18 protein-coding genes are annotated in these 17706 nt (G+C 65.1%); 8 read left to right on the forward strand and 10 right to left on the reverse strand.

The features are described 5' to 3' along the window. The first annotated feature begins 41 nt into the window (after positions 1–41). The 3 genes from SBA_RS08460 to qhpE are packed head-to-tail and all read left to right on the forward strand — an operon-like array spanning position 42 to position 3434. On the forward strand, positions 42–1025 hold the full coding sequence (locus tag SBA_RS08460; RefSeq protein ID WP_261936539.1) for an NAD(P)/FAD-dependent oxidoreductase: 984 nt from the start codon (positions 42–44) through the stop codon (positions 1023–1025). Beyond that, positions 1022–2725: an ABC transporter ATP-binding protein gene (locus SBA_RS08465; RefSeq protein ID WP_261936540.1), complete on the forward strand. Its 1704-nt coding sequence runs from the start codon at positions 1022–1024 to the stop codon at positions 2723–2725. Before SBA_RS08460 ends, SBA_RS08465 begins: the two co-directional genes overlap by 4 nt. After that, positions 2718–3434, forward strand: coding sequence for a subtilisin-like serine protease QhpE (qhpE, locus tag SBA_RS08470; protein ID WP_261936541.1), 717 nt, complete (start codon positions 2718–2720; stop codon positions 3432–3434). Before SBA_RS08465 ends, qhpE begins: the two co-directional genes overlap by 8 nt. Here the strand turns inward: qhpE and SBA_RS08475 are convergent. After that, entirely contained in the window at positions 3368–4366 is a 999-nt protein-coding gene (locus tag SBA_RS08475; RefSeq protein ID WP_261936542.1) for a HupE/UreJ family protein, read from the reverse strand. The genes qhpE and SBA_RS08475 overlap by 67 nt on opposite strands. Next, positions 4353–5195 carry a peptidylprolyl isomerase gene (locus tag SBA_RS08480; protein ID WP_261936543.1) on the reverse strand — a complete coding sequence of 281 codons (843 nt, stop codon included), beginning with the start codon at positions 5193–5195 and terminating at the stop codon, positions 4353–4355. The genes SBA_RS08475 and SBA_RS08480 overlap by 14 nt, the downstream gene beginning before the upstream one ends. A 159-nt stretch (positions 5196–5354) precedes the next feature. Here SBA_RS08480 and urtA point away from each other — a divergent pair, with 159 nt between their 5' ends. The 5 genes from urtA to urtE all read left to right on the forward strand — a co-directional run bounded on the left by urtA (position 5355) and on the right by urtE (position 10070). After that, the gene (urtA, locus tag SBA_RS08485; RefSeq protein WP_261936544.1) at positions 5355–6569 is read left to right on the forward strand and encodes an urea ABC transporter substrate-binding protein; all 1215 of its coding nucleotides are present in this window, start codon (positions 5355–5357) and stop codon (positions 6567–6569) included. Positions 6570–6693: 124 nt separating this feature from the next. Further along, positions 6694–7581 (forward strand): urea ABC transporter permease subunit UrtB, encoded by an 888-nt coding sequence (gene urtB, locus SBA_RS08490; RefSeq protein WP_261936545.1) that lies wholly within the window; start codon positions 6694–6696, stop codon positions 7579–7581. Continuing rightward, positions 7574–8602 (forward strand): urea ABC transporter permease subunit UrtC, encoded by a 1029-nt coding sequence (gene urtC / locus SBA_RS08495; RefSeq protein WP_261936546.1) that lies wholly within the window; start codon positions 7574–7576, stop codon positions 8600–8602. Before urtB ends, urtC begins: the two co-directional genes overlap by 8 nt. Beyond that, on the forward strand, positions 8599–9357 hold the full coding sequence (gene urtD / locus SBA_RS08500; protein WP_261936547.1) for an urea ABC transporter ATP-binding protein UrtD: 759 nt from the start codon (positions 8599–8601) through the stop codon (positions 9355–9357). The genes urtC and urtD overlap by 4 nt, the downstream gene beginning before the upstream one ends. Next, positions 9354–10070 carry an urea ABC transporter ATP-binding subunit UrtE gene (gene urtE, locus SBA_RS08505; protein WP_261936548.1) on the forward strand — a complete coding sequence of 239 codons (717 nt, stop codon included), beginning with the start codon at positions 9354–9356 and terminating at the stop codon, positions 10068–10070. The genes urtD and urtE overlap by 4 nt, the downstream gene beginning before the upstream one ends. On the opposite strand, the gene SBA_RS08510 is transcribed toward urtE, so the two are convergent. From SBA_RS08510 to SBA_RS08545, 8 genes are all read right to left on the reverse strand, one after another. After that, complete coding sequence (locus SBA_RS08510; protein ID WP_224547585.1) at positions 10067–10489, reverse strand: DUF2147 domain-containing protein; 423 nt, start codon at positions 10487–10489, stop codon at positions 10067–10069. The genes urtE and SBA_RS08510 overlap by 4 nt on opposite strands. A 128-nt stretch (positions 10490–10617) precedes the next feature. After that, positions 10618–11607 (reverse strand): type II secretion system F family protein, encoded by a 990-nt coding sequence (locus tag SBA_RS08515; protein ID WP_224547584.1) that lies wholly within the window; start codon positions 11605–11607, stop codon positions 10618–10620. Positions 11608–11626: 19 nt separating this feature from the next. Continuing rightward, positions 11627–12625, reverse strand: coding sequence for a type II secretion system F family protein (locus SBA_RS08520; protein WP_224547772.1), 999 nt, complete (start codon positions 12623–12625; stop codon positions 11627–11629). A 53-nt stretch (positions 12626–12678) separates the two neighbouring features. Then, positions 12679–13971, reverse strand: a complete 1293-nt coding sequence (locus SBA_RS08525; RefSeq protein WP_224547583.1) for a pilus assembly protein CpaE — start codon at positions 13969–13971, stop codon at positions 12679–12681. Between the two features lies 1 nt (position 13972). Continuing rightward, a complete protein-coding gene (locus tag SBA_RS08530) occupies positions 13973–14635 on the reverse strand; it encodes a CpaD family pilus assembly protein (protein WP_224547582.1) in 663 nt (220 codons plus the stop codon). A 17-nt stretch (positions 14636–14652) separates the two neighbouring features. Beyond that, positions 14653–16134, reverse strand: a complete 1482-nt coding sequence (locus SBA_RS08535) for a type II and III secretion system protein family protein (RefSeq protein WP_261936549.1) — start codon at positions 16132–16134, stop codon at positions 14653–14655. Between the two features lies 1 nt (position 16135). Next, entirely contained in the window at positions 16136–17149 is a 1014-nt protein-coding gene (cpaB, locus tag SBA_RS08540; protein WP_261936550.1) for a Flp pilus assembly protein CpaB, read from the reverse strand. A 51-nt stretch (positions 17150–17200) separates the two neighbouring features. Further along, positions 17201–17674 (reverse strand): A24 family peptidase, encoded by a 474-nt coding sequence (locus SBA_RS08545; protein WP_224547577.1) that lies wholly within the window; start codon positions 17672–17674, stop codon positions 17201–17203. Between the last annotated feature and the right edge of the window lie 32 nt (positions 17675–17706).

The following is a 17706-nucleotide window of genomic DNA, read 5'->3' on the forward strand; positions in this document are numbered from 1 at the left end:
CGGCATATGGACTTGATCCGCAACGAACGGCAGGGCGGCAGATGAAGAGCATCGCCATCCGGGGCAGCGGCATCGCCGCCACAGGATGCGCGCATATATTGGCTGGCGCGGGCTTTCGGGTCGCAATCGAAGAACGCCGCCGCCTGTCCGTGCCGACGATCATGCTGAGCGATCCGGCCCTGCGCCTGATCCGCGGCGTGTTCGATCGGCCGGACCTGTTTGCCGACCAACCGCGCGTGACGCGACGGCTGGTCGCTTGGGGCGGAGCAGCGGTGATGGTGCCCCATGGCGCGGCGCTGGCATCGGAGGATCAGGTCCAGACGGCGCTGCCATCCATCCCGTCATCCCAAGCCGGCCCTGCCGATTTCACCATCCATGCCGCGCCACTGGGGAATATGCGCATTTTCGGCGAACGCAACGCCGTTGCGGCCAGGGTGAAATTGCGCGATCCCACCTGTGTCGAAGAGGCGCGGATCGAGGCCGTGGCGGCGGGCTGGCTCTATCTGGTGCCGGCGGAACCGGGCTTTGGCTGGCTGCTGGGCGTGGGCGATTCGGTCGACAGGCTATTGGGTCAGAGTGCGCTGATCGCGCCGGTCGTGGACGCCCTGGGAGCGATTTCCATGCCCTTTCCCGCTGCGCCGCGCCTGCAATGGCCGCTTCATGGCGATGACTGGCTGGCCTGCGGCACGGCAGCTCTGAGCTTCGACCCGATCTGCGGCGACGGCACGGCGCAGTCGGTGCGGGAAGCGATATTGGCGGCAGCGGTCGTCACGGCGATCGCCGAAGGTGGGGATCGCGCCGCGCTGCTTACCCATTATCGATCGATGCTGATCGCGGCGATGCGTCGGCATCTGCTGCTCTGCGCCCAATTTTACGGCAATGGCGGGCAGGGTGACTGGTGGCGCGCGCAGCATGAGGCGCTGATGGCGGGGCATCATATGTGCACCGGCCTGCTGGCCCGGCTGCCCGAGCCGCGCTTCCTGCTCGACGGCTTCCGGCTGGTGTCCCGGCCGGCCGCGGCATGAGCGCTCCGACCCCGCCTCCGGTTGCCGATTGGGGCACCTACAAGCGGCTGATGCCCTTCCTGCGTCCCTATCGCGGCGCGTTGCTGGTCGTACTGGCGATCAGCCTCGTCTCGACCATGCTGGGCCTAGCGCAGCCCTATCTCTCCAAGCTGATGATCGATCAGGCGCTGCTCAAGCGCGACATGACCGCGCTGGTGGACATCGCGGCGATCATGATCGCCGTCACCATCGCGGGCTTCGCGGTCAACATCCTCGCCAGCTATCGCTATGTCGCGCTGTCGGCGGCGATGCTCTACGATATTCGCGCGGCGCTGCTGCGCCATCTCCAGACGCTGTCGCCGCGCTTCTATGGCAGCTTCCGCCTGGGCGATCTCGTGTCGCGCATGAACAGCGACGTCAGCGATGTGCAGCGTATCGCGTCGGACACATTGCTGTCGGTGGTCAGCAACCTGCTCTTCTTCGTCGGCTGCGTCGCGATGATGCTGTGGCTCGACTGGCGGCTCTTCCTGGTGAGCGTCGTGCTGGTCCCGGCCAGCCTGGCGACCTTCAGCTACTATCAGCGCCGCCTGACCGCGCTGACCCGCGACATGCGGGAACGGGGGGCGGATCTGGGCAGCCTGCTGGTCGATACGGTGATGGGGATGCGCGTCGTCGCCTCGCTCCGCGCGGGCGAGCATGAGGTGGGCCGATTCAAGACCAAGAACGACGCCTTCGTCGCGTCGATGCTGCGGATGCAGGTCGCGTCCTTCATGACCGGCGCGCTGCCCGGCACGCTGATGACGGCGGCGACATCGGCGGTGATCCTCTATGGTGGCTGGCGGATCATTCATGACGGCATGAGCATCGGCACACTCGTCGCCTTCATGACCTATCATATGCGACTGCTCTCGCCGATCCAGACGCTGATGGGGCTGACGTCCGGGCTGGCGTCGGCGCGGGTGTCGCTGGGGCGCATCTTCGAACTGTTCGATACCAAGCCTGAAGTCGTAGAGCGCAACGAGGCGCTGCCCATGGCGCGGGCAGGTGAGATGCGCTTCGAACAGGTCGCGATGCGCTATGATCGCGATGCGGTGTTGCGCGATGTCGACCTGACGATCCCGGCGGGGAGCCTTTGCGCCATCCTTGGCCCCAGTGGCGTGGGCAAATCGACCATGGCCGACCTGATGGTGCGCTATCTCGATCCGGACAGCGGGCGGATCACGATCGATGGCCGCGACCTGCGCGACTTTCGGCTCGACGATCTGCGGCGGGAAATCCTCCTCGTCGATCAGGCGCCCTATCTGTTCAACGACACGATCGCGGCCAATATCGGCTTCGCCATGGCCCATGTGTCGCAGGAGGCGATCGCGGCAGCGGGCCATGCCGCCGGGCTGGACGCCTTCGTCGCGACATTGCCGGAAGGCTATGCAACGCGGGCGGGCGAACGCGGCATGGCGCTGTCGGCCGGTGAGCGGCAACGGGTCGTGCTCGCCCGCGCGCTGCTGCGCCGACCCAGCATCCTGATTCTGGACGAGCCGACATCGGCGCTGGACGGGGACACCGAGCAGCTTGTGGCGGGACGCCTGCGCGATGCGCTGCCCCATGCCACGATCATCGTCATCACCCATAAGCCCGCACTGGCGCGGATGGCCGACGCCATCATTACGCTGGAGCAGGGGCGGGCGCTGCTGACGGCGCGCGCAGAGCCTGTCGATGCCTGATCCGATCCGCCCTGATCCCATCCGCATCGCCGTCATCGACAGCGGTGTCCATCCCGATCACCCGCATATCGACGCAGCCCGGCTGTTGCCCGGCGTTGCGATAGCGGGCGACGGCGCGATCAGCGAGTGCGACACCATCGACGCTCTTGGCCATGGCACTGCGGTCACCGCCGCCATCCAGGGGCAGTCGTCCGACGCGCTATGCCTGCCGATCCAGGTATTCCACAATGCGTTGCGCACCACCGCGCGCGCCTTGGTGGCCGCGATCGATCGGGCCGTGGCGGCGGAGGTCGACATTATCAACCTCAGCCTCGGTACGGTGAACCCGGCGCATCGCGACCTGTTCGCGGCGGTCGCCGATAGGGCGCTGGCGGCGGGCGTGCTGATCGTGGCCGCGCGAGAGACGGAAGGGACGCCTTGCTATCCCGGCGGCCTGGCTCAAGTGCTGGGCGTATCGCTGGACTGGGACTGCCCGCGCGAAGACTATGCCATACGGGACGGAATCGTCTTCGCCTCCGGCCATCCCCGGCCGATCCCCGGCGTGCCGCCAAGGCGCAACCTCCATGGCGTCTCCTTCGCTGTCGCCAATATGAGCGGCATCGTGGCGCGGGGCGGGCGATTGGCGATCGCCCGCCATCTCGATCAGGCGACGCCGAACGCCGCGATCCGCTCGACCATCCAGAAGCAGCCGATCGCGCCCACGGCATAGAGCGCCGCGACCCGGACCGGCGTCGCCAGCGACAGCGCGCGCAGCCCCGCCAGCGTCGCCAGGATCGCGCCGACGAAGACCAACTGTCCCGCCTCCACGCCGATGTTGAAGAAGACCAGCGCCGGCAGCTTCTCACCCGCCTGCACGCCCAGTTCGCCCAGCGCCGTCGCGAAGCCCAGACCATGGAGCAGGCCGAACAATGATACGACGATCGCCTGCCGCCGGAAGGCGAACGCCCGTTCCCCCTTGCCGATCAGCAGCGCCTCACGCGCCATGAAGGCGATGGACAGGGCGATGGCGGCTTCCACCGGCGGCACCGGCGCACGCACCAGTTCGAAGAAGGCGATGGCGAGCGAGATGGAATGGCCCGCGGTAAAGGCGCTCACCAGCCAGAGCAGGTCGCGCCCGCGCGCCAGCAACGCCAGGCACAGGACGAAGGCGAGGTGATCCCAGCCCAGCCAGATATGCCAGACGCCCTGCGCCAGAAATTCCGGGGCGATCTGGGTGATCGGCCGCGCCGTTGCAGCGGTTTCGCCGACCGGCACGGAAATGCCGTGCGCGTCGCCGGTCAGGCTGCGATCGACCTGGGCGCCCATGACATTGGTGACGAAGCGGCCGCCATCGGCCTTCCACGGCGTCTGGATCATGTCAGTGGCGGCAAAGGGCCGGTCGCAGGCGAATTCAAAGGCATATTGCGCTCGCCCGCCGCCGGTCTGGCGGCTCATGCCGGTCTGGCGGCAGCCGTCGGGCAGGATGATGGGCGCAGGCTGGCCTACTGCCTCCGGCACGGCGGCGGTGAATTCGTACGTGTTCGGGTCTTCGCCGCGCGTCAGGGCGAAGTCGGCGGACAGGAAGATATCGGCCATCGCCGTACCTGGCGCCAGCGCCGCCAGCGCAAGCATCAGCAGGGCGAACAGCTTATTCTTCGACATCGAACTTCTCCTTCAGGCCCGCCAGCGCTTGGCTGATGGCGGCATTGCTGTGGGTGATCATATAATCCTGCCGCACCTGATCCTTGATCGCGGGGAAGGGGATCATGGCGGATGCGATGCGCTCGCTCTTCTTCACGAAATGCCAGCCGCGCGGGGATGGGATCGGCCCGATCCAGCGGCCCTCCGGCGCGGTCTTGAGCGTGTCGACGAAGGGTTGGCCGAAAATGCCCCGCACCATGGAATCGCCGTAGCGGGGGAAGTCGCGGCCCAGCCAGAAATCCTCGCCCCCGATCGTCTCGCCCGCGTTGAGCCGGGCCAGCAGGACGCCCGCGTCGGCGGGCTTTTGCTGGCGGAAAATCTGGGTAAAACTGGTGCGCGGTTCGGCGCGGTAGAGGTTCAGATGGGTCGCATAATGATCGACCAGTTCCTCCTCGCTCGGTTCGGGCGGGGCGCCCGCGATCAGGTAGCGGACCTTGTCGACCAGCCGTTTGCGCGTCTCGCCGTCGGTCAGGTGCATGTTACGGTCGATCGCCTCGCGGAACAGCAGCTCCTCGGCCAGATATTCGGCCTTCAGCCGGGCGCGATCCTGCGCCGTCGCCTTGCGCCCGGTCAGCGTCGCCAGGTCCGCGACCTGCGCCTGCTCGATCTCTGGCGTAAAGATGACGGGCGGCTTTTCGAAGTGCTGGACGACCTGATAACCGCCGAACAGCGCAACGCCGGCGAGTAGAAAGGCGAAGAGCGGATCGCGCGCTGCGCGGCTGGCTACGGGCATCGGATTGCGCCACGGTCGCGGCGATGCCGCCACCTGCCGCGCCGCCGAAAGATCCATGGATTCCGTCCCGTTCGCCATGCCCGCAATATTAGGGGGAAGCGGTGCGCCACAGCCTACGTCAAATGACGCATACGGGCGTTTGCCGCCTTTCCATAGCCTTTGGGAGACCGATTTGCTGCAGCGCCGCACATGGGCTGCCAGGGAGACTTTCTCATCATGATCCGATCCAAGCTGCTCGTGCTTGCCACTTCCGTCTGCGCGTTGGCGCTGGCTTCCTGTTCGGGCGGCGGCGGCAATACCGGCGCGCCTGCGGGCGATACTGTCTCGGTCGGTGTCCTCCAGTCGTTGACGGGCACGATGGCGATCAGCGAGATTACGGTGAAAAATGCCGAGATGCTGGCGATCGAGGAGATCAACGCGGCTGGCGGCGTGATGGGCAAGAAGATCAACGCCCTGGTCGAGGACGGCGCATCCGACCCGTCCACTTTCGCGCAGAAAGCGTCCAAGCTGATCGAAAGCGACGGCGTATCCACCGTGTTCGGCGGCTGGACCTCGGCGAGCCGGAAGGCAATGCTGCCGGTGTTCGAACGGACGAAGAACCTGCTCTGGTATCCGGTCCAGTTCGAGGGCAATGAATGTTCACCCAATATCATGTATTCCGGCGCGCAGCCCAACCAGCAGGCGCTGCCCGCACTCGAATGGGCCGTTGCGCAGGGGCATAAGAGCTTCTTCCTCGTCGGCTCCGACTATGTCTATCCCCGCACCGCCAACCTGATCCTGAAAAAACATATCGAAAAGCAGGGCATGAAGGTGCTGGGCGAAGCCTATGTGCCGTTGGGCGGCACGGACTTTTCAGGCGTGATCGCCAAGATCGCGCAGGCCAAGCCCGCGATCATTATCAATACCTTGAACGGCGACAGCAATGTCGCTTTCTTCAAGCAGTTGCAGGCGGCCGGTATCAGCACGAAGACGATGCCGGTCATGTCCTTCTCGATCGGCGAGCAGGAAGCGCAGGCGATGGGGGCGAGCCTGGTCGAGGGCAGCTATGCCGCCTGGAATTATTTCCAGAGCCTGCCCGGCGACGCCAACGCCAAGTTCATCGCCGCCTATAAGGCGAAATTCGGCAAGGATGCCGCGATCACCGACCCGATGGTCCATGGCTATCTCGACGTCTATGCGTGGAAGGCGGCGGTGGAGAAGGCCAAGAGCTTCGATCCCGATGCGGTGCGCAAGGCGGCGGCGACGCTCGGCGGCTTCGACTCGCCAATGGGCAAGGTCAGCTTCGCGGCCAACCAGAGCCTGGTGCAGAAGGCCTATATCGGCAAGCTGAAGGCCGACGGCCAGTTCGAGATCATCGCGGACAGCGGCAAGGATATCGCGCCGGAACCCTATGACGGGCTCGCCTTCCCCGGCAAGACCTGCAAGCTTTGAGGCACGTCCCACCTTCCGTTCGCCCTGAGCGAAGTCGAAGGGCTTTGCTGCGCGGATGCGAAGCCCATTTCGCTTTGCTCGATGGACGGCTTCGACTTCGCTCGGCCCGAACGGATGTTGGATAATGGACGCGCTTTTCCTCAACCAGCTGTTCAACGGCGCCTCTTTGGCATCGCTGTACCTGCTCGCCGCGCTGGGCCTTGCGCTCTCCTTCGGCCTGATGCGCGTGATCAACATGGCGCATGGGGAAATGCTCATGTTGGGCGGCTATCTCGCCTGGATGACGCTGCTCGCCGTGCCGGGCGCGCTGGGCATCATCCTCGCCATTCCGGTCGCCTTCATCGGCGCGGCGGCGATGGGCGGCCTTATCCAGTCCACCCTGATCCGCCGCCTGTCCGCGCGGCCGCTCGACACGCTGCTCGCGACCTGGGGCGTCAGTTTGATCCTGCAACAGGGCGCGCGCGACCTGTTCGGTGCGGTCGGCGTGGAGGTGCGCGCGCCCGAATGGCTGACCGGCAATTTTGTCCTGGCGGGCGTAACCTTGCCGTCCGCGCGCCTCTTCATCATCCTGATCGCAGCCCTCGTGCTGGGCGGCCTGGCGCTGCTCCTGCTCAAGACCCGGATCGGCCTGCTGGTTCGCGCGGTTAATCAGGACCGGATGATGGCTTCGGCCTCCGGCATCGACGTCAGGCGCGTCGATTTCACCGTCTTCTGCCTTGGCTCCGGCGTTGCGGGGCTGGCCGGCGTCATGCTGGCATTGCTCGGCCCGGTCACGCCCAATGTCGGGCAAAGCTATATCATCCCCGCCTTCCTCGTCGTGGTGATGGGGGGCCTCGGTAGCATCGTAGGCACGACCGCATCGGCGATCATTCTCGGCCTGTTCGCTGCGCTGGCGCAGATCTTCGTCGATGTCAGCGTCGCGCAGATGCTGTTGCTCGTCTTCGTCATCCTCTTCATCCAGGTCCGCCCGCAAGGGGTGATCGCCGTAAAGACCCGCCAGCTCGATGCCTGACCTGTCCCGCCTCGACCCCTTGAAACCGATCCTGCCCTGGCTGCTGCTGGCGCTCGGCCTGGTCGCGCCTTTCGCGCTGTCGGGCTATGATCTCAACCTGCTCGCCCGCTTCATGGCGATGGGCATATTGGCGCTCGGCCTCGTCCTCATCTGGGGTCATGGCGGGATATTGAGTTTGGGGCAGGGGGTGTTCTTTGGCCTGGGTGGCTACGCCATCGCCCTGCACATGAAGCTGGCGGATCTGCCGTCGGGCGAAATTCCCGATTTCATGGTCTGGAGCGGCCGGGACGGCTTGCCCTTCTGGTGGACGCCCTTTGCCAGCCCCGCCTTCACCATCGCCGCGATCCTGATCGTGCCGGCGCTCGTGGGTGCGCTCTTTTCCTGGGCCGTTTTCCACCGGCGGGTCGGCGGCACCTATTTCGCGCTCATCACCCAGGCGCTGGCGCTCGCCTTCGCCACCCTCATCATCAGCCGTCAGGATGTGACCGGCGGGTTCAACGGCCTGACGGACTTCTACTCGGTGTTTGGCTTCGGCCTGTCCAGTCCGGGCACCGGATCGGGCCTTTATTGGGTGACGCTGGCGGTTCTGTGCGTCGCCTTCGTGGCGCTCCGCTGGTTGCTGTCTTCGCGCTTCGGCATATTGCTGCGCGCCGCGCGCGATGGCGAAAACCGGGTGCGCTTCCTCGGCTACAGCCCCACGCCGTTCAAGGTTGTCGCCTTCGCCATCGCGGCGATGCTGGCGGGGGTCGGCGGCGCGCTCTTCACGCTCCATGCCGGGGTCGTGTCGCCCGCCTTGATCGGCGTCGTCCCATCGATCGAAATGGTCGTGTGGGTCGCGATCGGCGGCCGCTACAGCCTGGCGGGCGCGATCGTTGGCGCGCTGCTCGTCAACCTGGCGCGCGATGCCGTGTCCAGCGCTTTCCCGGAACTCTGGCTCTATCTGATGGGTGCGCTCTTCATTTTTGTCGTCACCCTGCTGCCGCGCGGCCTTGCCGGTCTGGTCAAGGGGAAGGCGGCATGAGCGGGTCCGCCGTCTCCGACCTGCTGCTCAGCGTCGATGGCGTCACCATCGACTATAGCGGCTTCAAAGCGCTCGACAATTTCAGCATGACGCTCAATCGCGGCGAAACTCGGGTGGTGATCGGTCCGAATGGTGCAGGCAAGTCGACTTTGTGCGACACGATCATAGGCCGCGTCCGCCCCAGCAGCGGCCGAATCCTGTTCAAGGGCGAGGAAATACAGCACCTGCCCGAACAGCAGATCGTGTCGCGCGGCGTCTGCCGCAAATTCCAGGCCCCCGGCGTGCTGCCGACGCTCAGCGTGCGCGACAATCTGGCGCTCGCCGCCCGCAACGATCGACGCTGGTGGAAGAGCTTCGGCACCGGTATCCCGGCGGAAGAGAAGCTGGCAGTCGAGGAAGCGCTGGAAAGCGTAGGCCTCGCCCATCGCGCCGAGGTGGAGGCGGGCACGCTGGCCCATGGCGAGAAGCAATGGCTGGAAATCGCGATGGTGATGGCGACCGGGGCGGAACTGCTGCTGCTGGACGAGCCGACCGCCGGCATGGGGCCGGCCGAAACCAGCCGCACTGCCGAACTCATCCACGGACTGGGGGGGAGCCGCACCGTGCTGGTGATCGATCATGACATGAGCTTCGTCGAACAGCTCGCGGCTCCCGTCACCGTCATGCATCAGGGCCGGTTCCTGAAGCAGGGGAGCATCGCCGATGTCCGCGCCGACCCGGAGGTCGCCGCCGTCTATCTGGGGCACAGCGCATGAGCGCGCCGCTGATCGAAATCGCTGCCCTGTCGAGCGCCTATGGCCAGAGCCAGGTGTTGTGGGACGTCGACCTGACTCTCGATCGAGGGCAGGTGATGGCTTTGATCGGTCGCAACGGCGTCGGCAAGACGACGCTGCTGCATGCGATCATGGGCACGCGCCCGTTGGCGGGGGGTACGATCCGTTTCGACGGGCAGGACATCACGAAGCTGCCCGCGCACAAACGCTCGCGCGCCGGCATCGGTTTCGTGCCGCAGGGGCGCCATGTCTTCCCGCAACTGACGGTCATGGAAAATCTGGAAGCCGGGCGTTCGGCGCTGGCGGGGCGTGGCGAGGGCGGGGCAAAAGTGCCGCAGCATATCTTCGACCTTTTTCCCAAACTCTACGATATCCGTACCCGCGCCGCCGGCTTCCTGTCCGGCGGCGAACAGCAGCAATTGGCTATCGGCCGCGCACTGGCAGGCGAACCCAGCCTGCTCCTGCTCGACGAACCGACCGAGGGCATCCAGCCCAATGTCGTGCAGCAGATCGAGGCCGCGCTCGTCCATGTCCGCGACGAACTCGGCATGACCATGCTGGTGGTCGAACAATATCTCGACTTCGTCTGGCGCTTCGCCGACCGCTATTGCGCGATGCAGAACGGCCGGATCATCCGCCAGGGCAGCGTCGCGGACGAAAGCGCGAGGGATGTCGCGCATCTGGTCCAGATTTAGCGCACCGGCGTCCAGGTCTGGGTCTTGCACAGGAAGGATGCGATGCAACCCTGCACCTTCAGCGTGCCGTCACCGTTGCGGGTCAGCTTGGACGTATAGCTTTTGCCGCTTTCGGGATCGTAGATCGTCCCTTTCCATTGATCGCCGGCATCCTCGAACCCGGTGAGTAGGGCGAGGCCCACCAGCGGCTTTGATCGGAGCGCGGCATCCGGGTTCTTGATGTCGGTCTGCGGGCGGCCGGGCGTAGGCTTCACGATCTTCTCGATCTTTCCGCACAAATGCCTGCCGCAGGGCGCGATCTGGACGATCGCCTTGCCATCGACGGTCGCCCAGCGGCCGGTGACCGGTTGGGCGGCCTGCGCGGGCATGGCGGCGAAGGCTGCGCTCAGGGCTGCGGTGGCGAAAAGGGCCAGCTTCATGCGATCCACTCCTTGTGTTTGACGGACAGATAAGCATGAAAAAGTCGGCCCGCCACCGCCTTTTTGAGGCGGGGCGGGCGGATCTTTCGGGCGACGTTACGGCAGCGCCAGTCCCGTTCTCCAATTTTTTAGAAGGCGGTGCTGATCGAACAGGCCGCCGGACCCAGAATAACGACGAACAGGGTCGGCAGGATGAACAGAATCAGCGGCACCGTCATGATCGCGGGCAGGCGCGCGGCCTTTTCCTCGGCGCGCATCATGCGTTCATGGCGGAACTCGGCAGACAGCACGCGCAGCGCGGAAGCGAGGGGGGTGCCGTATTTCTCGGTCTGGATCATGGTCGTGACCACGCCCTTGATCGCGTCCAGCTTCACGCGGGTCGCCAGATTCTCGAACGCCATGCGCCGTTCGGTCAGGAAGCTCAGCTCGATCGCGGTCAACTGGAACTCGTCGCCCAGCTCGGGATAGGCCTTGCCCAGTTCACGCGACACGCGATTGAACGCGGCATCGACGGTCAGGCCGGCCTCTGCGCAGATGACCAGCAGGTCGAGTGCGTCGGGCAATCCCTTGCGGATCGCAGCGGCGCGCTTCTGTACCTTATTGTCGATATAAAGGTCGGGGGCCTTATAGGCGAGCAGCAGCGCCACGGCGAAAGCGAAGAAGCGCTTCATCGGGCCCCATTCGGGTTCGATTCCGACGCCATAGAGCATGATCGCCGCAAAGCCGCCGATCACGATCGGCATGATCATGCGGCCGAAGATGACGGCGACGGCCCAATCCTTGGACCGGATGCCGGCCTGCGCCAGGCGGATCTGCGCGTCTTTCAACTGGTCGTCCTGCAAGACCTTCAGGCTCGACAGGAAGGACCGCATATTGTCGGTCGTCTGGTTCTTGCGGACCAGCTTGGCGCGGCGCTTGGCGGTCGACGCGGTGATGCCCGCCTTCAACTGCTCGCGCCGGTCGTTGAGCGCCTTGACGCGCTTGGCCATGGGATCGCGCACGGTCATGACCGCATAGAGCGCGAAAAGTATGGCCAAGGTGGCGAGCGCGGCCAGCAGCGTGCCGAAATCGGTCGCTGTCAGGCCAAAGAGCGTGCCGGCTGGGGTCGGAGCGTCCATAATCTCTTATCCCTCCCGATCAGATTTCGAAGTTGACCATCTGGGCCATGATGAAGGCGCCGATGCCCATCCAGCACATACCGCCGATGCCGATCACCTGCATCGTGCTGAGCCCGAAAATACCCGCCGGATCGGGGGTGAAGAAGGGGGTCATATAGTTGAAATTGATGTAGCAGATCATGCCGAACACCAACGGAGGCAGTGCACCGATAATGTAGGCGGACGCCTTGGATTCCGATGACATGGCACGTATCTTCAACTTCATCTGCGCGCGCTGACGCAGCACTGTGGCCAGGTTGGACAGGGTTTCGGCCAGGTTGCCGCCCGTTTCGCGCTGGATGGCCAGGGTGATGACGAAGAACTGGAATTCCGGCGTGCCCAGGCGGTCGGCGGTTTCCTGCAACGCCTGCTCCATGGTCCGGCCGATCTTGATGCGTTCGGTGATCAGCTTGAATTCCTCGCCCACCGGCCCTGGAATTTCGCTCGACACGATGCCGAGCGTTTCGGCGATGGGCAGGCCCGACCGCAGGCCGCGAGTCAGCAATTCCAGCGCATCGGGAAATTTGGCGTTGAACTTCTGGACGCGCTTGTTGATCAGCCGACCTACCCACCAATGGGGCAGGCCAAGCCCTGCGGCGAGGCCGAACATCATGGCGAACAGGAAGGGGAAGCCGCGGACCATCAGCAGCGCAGACAGCAGCAGGAATATGCCGGCGCTGGCCGTCATATACTGGCTGAGCGTCCACTTCTTGCCGGTCATCTTCAGGCGCTTGGTCAGATTTTCCGGGTTCGGGATCAGCGACACCAGCATCTTGGCTTCGACGCCGGTCGCACGATTGGAGATCGCCTTGCGCATCCGCGCTTCCAGCAGGGCTTCGGCCGACTCGCTATGGCGGCCGCGGATCATCGCGACGCGCCGTTTGCGCGCCTTGTCCGGCGACGGACCGGCGAACGCGACCACGCCCAGCCCCATCAGGGTCGCGATCAGCACCATTATCAGGATGAAATTGCCGTCCATCTCGTCGCCTGTCTTGTAGGAAGCGACGCCGCCCCTGGGGGCGGCGTATGCGATCAATTGTCCAGCGCTGCCTTGTCCTTGCGGCGCGACGGCATCATCGATCGGAAGTCGCCGATCTTGCCGAGCAGGGAATCGCCCTTCTTGCGCGCGCCCTTGGCCACGCCAGCCTCGTCATCGGACTCGGCGGCGCCCAGCACTTCGTCCAGCAAGCTGGCGCAGGCCGCACCGACCTTGCTGCCCTTGGCAGTCTCGGCCAGCGTCTTGCCCAGTTTCGCCGCCTGCGACGCGATGCGCAGGTCGAATGGCACGATCACGTCCACCTTGCGTTCGATCGACTGTTCGAAATCCTTGCGGCTGATCTCAGGCGCGCCGGGATGGACCCGGTTGGCGACTACCAGCACGCGCGTCTGCGGCGCGTTGGTCTTCAGCCAGGACAGGATGCGAATTGTGTCGCGCGCCGCCGCCAGCGTCAGTTCCGTCACGACCAGCGTGACGTTGACGTCGGCCATCAGGTGCGGATGCTGGATCAGCATGTTGCGCGGCAGGTCCATGACGCTGCATTCGAAGGCGAGGCGGAATTCCTCCAGCAACTGGTAGAAGGCGCCGCCATCGGTCATCATCGGCTGGCTGATCGGCGCTTCTGCCGACAGGATCGCCAGCGTGTCGCTCGCCCGCACCATGGCGCGTTCGATGAACAGGCCGTCGATGCGGCTTGGGTTTTCGATCGCGTCGGTCAGGCCGCGGCCCGGCTCCAGGTCCATGGCCAGTGCATTGGTGCCGAAATGAACGTCGAGGTCGAGCAGCGCAGTCGGGCGCTTCTTCTTTTCCGACAGCATCCAGGCGAGCGAGGTTGCGATGCTGGACGCTCCCACGCCGCCGCGGGTGCCGATCACGGCCATGGTGGCGTGCGGGCGTTCCGGCGCGGCGTCGCGCGGCGCCATGAACACGGCCTGCGCCTGCGCCAGCGCGTCGCGGAGCTGGTCTGCGCCGAAGGGCTTGAGCAGATAGTCCTGAATCCCGCTGGCGACGAGGTCGCGATAGAGGCGCACATCGTTCACCTGTCCCGCGGCGATCACCACCGTGCCGGGTTCGCAGACTTCCGCCAGGCTGTTGATGTCGTTCAGCGGATCCCCGCTTTCGGACATATCGACGAACAGGATCTGCGGCGATGCGGTGATCGACAGGCTCTGGACCGCGTTGCGCATGCCGCCCTTGTTCACCTTTTCCGGCGCCCAGCCCAATTCGGCCGCGACGGCGCGCAGCATGTCGAAACTATGGTCGTCGCAGACGAAGGCGTGGAACGGGTCACGCTGCCCACCGCTGCCGGGTTTCCAGGGTGCGTTCATCTTATTGCCCTCCCGCAGTCATTTGCTTGAGGTCGCCCGCACCGGTCGGGGCCTTGTCGCGATAGGTGGAAATGGCGCGGTTCGACGTTGCCGTGCGCAGGTCGCTGTCGGTGCCCTGGCCGCGGACCAGATCTTCCGGATTGGCGACCATGGCGGCGAGGTTGCTGTTGACGCCGCAGCCGAAATTGGAGCTGGTGCCGAGATTGGGATCGGTTTCCTGCTTGCCGCTCCAGTCGGGACAACCCGGCACGCTGGCGGTGGCGCGACGTACGATCAGGCGTACGCTGCCCGCCGGCGCGGCGCCGGCGACGGCCGAGCTGTCTTCGGCGACCAGCAAGCCGTGTCGGGCGACGATATCAGCGACGCCATCGCGCATGGTCGGGCTGAAATAGGCGCCGTCGGTGACGATGGCCACCTGGTCACCATAGCCGAGGCCGATCGAGCCGAACCAGTCATTGAGGCGGTGGGCTTCATAGGCGGTCAGGCCGCCATCCGACCCGGCCTGCACGTCGAACGTGTAGGCGGCGTAGCTGACGACCGGCTGATGGATCGATTCCACGCTGCGGTTGGGCGTGTCGGTGACGCATCCGGCGAGCGGCAGGGCCAGCATGGCCAATGCGCTCAGCGCTTTCATGGACAGACGGGTCTGGAGAGGGGAGGTCATATTATGTCGTCCTTCCGTCAGAAGCTGAAGCCAGGGGCCACGGTGCCGGGCTTGCCCGGCTTTGTGGCGACCGGGGGCAGGGCGGCTGCGGCTTGCGGGCCGGGTGTCGGCACCGGCGAACCGGGCGCGCGGGTCGGCATATGGCCGCGCGCGCCGCTGACGCCGTCATTACCCTGTTGCAGGAGCAGGCCCTGTCCTTCGTTGGCGGTGCGGAAGCCGTCCGTAGGCATGTGCACGTCGGACGCATTCATCGGCTTCACCAGATAAGGCGTGACGACGATGACCAGTTCGGTTTCCGAACGTTGGAAGGAGCGCGACTTGAACAGGCTGCCCAAGATCGGCAATTCGCCCAATACCGGCACCTTGTTGATGGCATTGCCGGTTTCGTTGTTAAGCAGGCCAGCGATCATGAAAGCCTGGCCTGAACCCAGTTCCACCGTTGTTTCGGCGGTGCGGCTCTTCAGCGCGGGGACATTGGCGTTGATCGAAAAGTCCAGGCTCGACACGGTCGGGCGGACGCGCAACGAAATGCGGCCGTCGGCCAGCACGGTCGGCGTGAAGGCCAACTGCACGCCATATTGCTTGAATTCGATGCTGTTGCCCTGCGTGCCGTTGCTGACGGTATAGGGATATTCGCCACCGGCCAGGAAGCTGGCGGTTTCGCCCGACAGGGCGGTCAGATTGGGCTGGGCCAATGTGGTCGACAAGCCACTCGATTCCGCAAGATCGAGCACGCCGGCGACATCCATGCCCAGCAGGCGAGCGACGCCGCCGATGCTGTAGGAGCCATCCGCCGGCTGGGTAAAGTCCCAAAATCCTTCGTCACGGTTGTACGTCGCGAAAGCGCGATTGCCTCCGCCGACGACGCCAAAGGACCGACCGGTATCGACACTGTTGAAATTGGTCCCGATCTTGTGGCCCAGATCCTTGCTGACCTCTGAAATCTTGACCTGCAGCATCACCTGCAACGGCGTCGCCATGCGCAGGCGGCTCACCACGGTCACTTCCTTGCCGACGAAGGCCTGCGTCAGCCGTTCGGCCTCCGCTGCATCCTCCGGTGCCTGGATCGTGCCGGTCAGGAGGACCATGCCGTTCATCTTGTTGACCGCGATGTTCGCGCCGGGCATCGCCAGGCCGAGCATGTCGTCGATGCTGGTCAGGTTGTTGCCGACGCGGACCGTTCCCGAAAACAGCACCTTGCCGTTGGGCGCGGTGGCGAAGACCGTGGTTTCGCCCGCCTTTTTCGCGATCAGGTAAAGCTGGTTCTGCGAGCGGACATGGACATCGACGATATTGGGATCGGCGATCACCACATCCGACATCTTGGCCGACAGGTTGACCACCCGGCTGCCGCCGACCGACATCAGGATCGCATTGTCCTGGCTGCTGGAAGGGGCGGCGTTGAGGGCAGTGGTGGGCGCGGCGATCGTGGCGACCGCAAGGCCCAGGGCGATTGCCGGAGCGGCAAGCCGCGGAGCGCGTTTGTGCAAGCTCTTCATCTCACTTCCCCCCGACCGGAACTTCGGTCACGTTGACGCCACGGGCCACGCGGATGACCGGCCCCTTGAAGGCGACGGTTCCCATCGGCGCGCCGTTGGCGGCCACCATCGGCGGCATGGATGCTTCGGCCTTGGCCGGAACCGAGCTGCGCTGGTAGCGCGACACGTCGGCGCCTGTCGAATAGGTGGAGCCGCGATCGACCGGGCGCGAGGCGAGCTTCGCGATGATCGACTTTTCGGCGTTCGGATTGGCGCCGTCGGGCAGATCGACGTCGGTGCCGGCGATGGCGGCATCAAGGTCCGACGCCGTGTCCGCGATCGAGCGGAGCGACATGGAAAGCGACCCGATGGTCTGCGATACCGCGATCTTCTCAGCGATCTTCGGCGTCACTTCGATCGTGACGTTGGAATAGGTGCGAACCTCCGGCTTGCCGTCCGCGCCCATCGCATCCATGCGCTGATCGGTGGCGAGCACGCGCAGGTTGCGCAGGATGGTTTCGGAAACCTTGAGGGGATCGCCGTCGCCGCCGCCCGAGACGCTCTGCGTCAGGACAAGGTCGATGCGGTCGCCGGGGAAGACGAAGCCTGCGACCGAGCTTTGCGCCGATACAGGCACCGTCACGGCGCGCATGCCGGGGCCAAGCGCCGCAGCGAGGAAGCCGCGATCGCCGGGCTTGACGATGCCGCCCTGCGTCAGCGGCTGGCCGGCCGTGATGGCGGAGCGCACGACGCTTCCGGCCAGCTTGGCGGGATCGGCCTGACCCTTGAGATAATAGGCCTGTTCGATGAGATCTTTCGGCCAGGGCTGAAAACGGAAGCTTTCCGCATCCAAAATGGTGCCCACGGGGAGAGCCTTGGTCGCCACCAGTACATGGGGCTGGTCGGCTTCATTCGGCATCGCCGCAGCGTTCACCTGTGGTGCGCTCGACGAACTCAACATGCTGCGCGCAAGCAAGGCTGTAGTGACCGCTATGATAAGCGCCCCCACCAGCAGCACGATCTTCTTAGCATCCATGACGAAATTCGCCTCCCTCAAATGGGTGCACTGCCCCCAGTGCCCCACTCATCACGCAAAATGGTTAAGATATCGTTCGCCAAGCAACCACAGGGCTGCGATCGAGATGGCGACTCCGTAAGGTATTTCAGGCTGTCCCAGCCTTTTGGTCATCCGGTGGTGGATGACCGTGACGATTGTGACGAGGCCGCCCAGCATCGCCATCAGGACGATGAGCGACAGCACGGCCTGCCAGGGGAACCACAGCGCCAGCGCGCCGAGCAGCTTGACGTCGCCGCCACCCATCATGCCGGCTGCGAACAGCGCGGCGAAGAGAATGAAGACGATTGCGCCGACCAGCAGTTGCACGGCGATGCCGGGCCAGAGGTCGAGGCCGCTGGCCAGCCACCACAGCGGCGCCAGTGCCGCGACCGCCAGGTTCAGGCGGTTGGAAATGATGCGGGATCGCAAATCCGTGATCGCCGCCGCAATCAGCAGCGCGCCCAGGGCGCCTATCAGCGCCAATCGGAAAATTTCCCCGTTCATGGGGCTTATTCCCTAGACCATATGGCTTACCA

Origin of the sequence: Sphingomonas bisphenolicum (genome assembly GCF_024349785.1) — a bacterium.
In the GTDB taxonomy this organism is placed as follows: Bacteria; Pseudomonadota; Alphaproteobacteria; order Sphingomonadales; family Sphingomonadaceae; genus Sphingobium; species Sphingobium bisphenolicum.

Excerpts from the sequence above, each read along its gene's own strand:
- SBA_RS08535 (WP_261936549.1), bottom strand. The coding sequence starts at position 16,134 with ATGAAGAGCTTGCACAAACGCGCTCCGCGGCTTGCCGCTCCGGCAATC.
- urtB (WP_261936545.1), top strand. The coding sequence starts at position 6,694 with ATGGACGCGCTTTTCCTCAACCAGCTGTTCAACGGCGCCTCTTTGGCA.
- SBA_RS08520 (WP_224547772.1), bottom strand. The coding sequence starts at position 12,625 with ATGGACGGCAATTTCATCCTGATAATGGTGCTGATCGCGACCCTGATG.
- urtD (WP_261936547.1), top strand. The coding sequence starts at position 8,599 with ATGAGCGGGTCCGCCGTCTCCGACCTGCTGCTCAGCGTCGATGGCGTC.
- SBA_RS08475 (WP_261936542.1), bottom strand. The coding sequence starts at position 4,366 with ATGTCGAAGAATAAGCTGTTCGCCCTGCTGATGCTTGCGCTGGCGGCG.
- SBA_RS08515 (WP_224547584.1), bottom strand. The coding sequence starts at position 11,607 with ATGGACGCTCCGACCCCAGCCGGCACGCTCTTTGGCCTGACAGCGACC.
- SBA_RS08510 (WP_224547585.1), bottom strand. The coding sequence starts at position 10,489 with ATGAAGCTGGCCCTTTTCGCCACCGCAGCCCTGAGCGCAGCCTTCGCC.
- SBA_RS08480 (WP_261936543.1), bottom strand. The coding sequence starts at position 5,195 with ATGGATCTTTCGGCGGCGCGGCAGGTGGCGGCATCGCCGCGACCGTGG.
- SBA_RS08545 (WP_224547577.1), bottom strand. The coding sequence starts at position 17,674 with ATGAACGGGGAAATTTTCCGATTGGCGCTGATAGGCGCCCTGGGCGCG.
- SBA_RS08465 (WP_261936540.1), top strand. The coding sequence starts at position 1,022 with ATGAGCGCTCCGACCCCGCCTCCGGTTGCCGATTGGGGCACCTACAAG.
- SBA_RS08525 (WP_224547583.1), bottom strand. The coding sequence starts at position 13,971 with ATGAACGCACCCTGGAAACCCGGCAGCGGTGGGCAGCGTGACCCGTTC.
- urtC (WP_261936546.1), top strand. The coding sequence starts at position 7,574 with ATGCCTGACCTGTCCCGCCTCGACCCCTTGAAACCGATCCTGCCCTGG.
- urtA (WP_261936544.1), top strand. The coding sequence starts at position 5,355 with ATGATCCGATCCAAGCTGCTCGTGCTTGCCACTTCCGTCTGCGCGTTG.
- cpaB (WP_261936550.1), bottom strand. The coding sequence starts at position 17,149 with ATGGATGCTAAGAAGATCGTGCTGCTGGTGGGGGCGCTTATCATAGCG.
- qhpE (WP_261936541.1), top strand. The coding sequence starts at position 2,718 with ATGCCTGATCCGATCCGCCCTGATCCCATCCGCATCGCCGTCATCGAC.
- SBA_RS08530 (WP_224547582.1), bottom strand. The coding sequence starts at position 14,635 with ATGACCTCCCCTCTCCAGACCCGTCTGTCCATGAAAGCGCTGAGCGCA.
- SBA_RS08460 (WP_261936539.1), top strand. The coding sequence starts at position 42 with ATGAAGAGCATCGCCATCCGGGGCAGCGGCATCGCCGCCACAGGATGC.
- urtE (WP_261936548.1), top strand. The coding sequence starts at position 9,354 with ATGAGCGCGCCGCTGATCGAAATCGCTGCCCTGTCGAGCGCCTATGGC.